The sequence below is a fragment of the Solihabitans fulvus genome, assembly GCF_008386585.1.
Classification (GTDB): domain Bacteria; phylum Actinomycetota; class Actinomycetes; order Mycobacteriales; family Pseudonocardiaceae; genus Solihabitans; species Solihabitans fulvus.
The window spans coordinates 1-408 of record NZ_VUOB01000303.1 but is presented as its reverse complement, the minus strand read 5'-3'; the positions used below and the strand labels follow the sequence as shown (position 1 = coordinate 408).

Here is a 408-nt window from a genome sequence, read left to right as displayed (position 1 = left end):
TCCTCTTCTCTTCGTCCAGCTCCAGCTCCGTGTCCTTGATGCGAGCCTCGAGCTTGCTGATGATACGCTTGCCACCAACAATAGCGTTGGCTTCGACTTCTTCCAGACGGACAGAGATGTTCTTGACTTCGATTTCAAGAGACTTCTTGACGGCCTCGATCTTGACGATCCTCTCCTGTTCCTCATGCAGATGCTCGACAGTGTGTTTCAGCTCAGTCTGTACGCGCTGGTATCTCTCATCGGCGATGCGGAGTTCCTTGGTGATCTCATCGTAGTCGGCGGCGACGATAGCCAGTTCCTGTTCTATCTTAGCCTTGCTGCTTGACAGGTTCACGTTGATAACAGTCAGCTCGTTGACGCGAGTCTGAGATTCCTCGTATTGCTGCTCGACTGAGCGCTTAACGCGTA

At 52.5% G+C, this 408-nt stretch carries 1 protein-coding gene; it reads right to left on the bottom strand.

The genetic code is table 11. From position 1 onward, the window contains the following. A partial coding sequence (locus F0L68_RS45905) for a hypothetical protein (protein ID WP_223199645.1) occupies nt 1-334 on the bottom strand: 334 nt, incomplete at its 3' end. Nucleotides 335-408 lie beyond the last annotated feature (74 nt).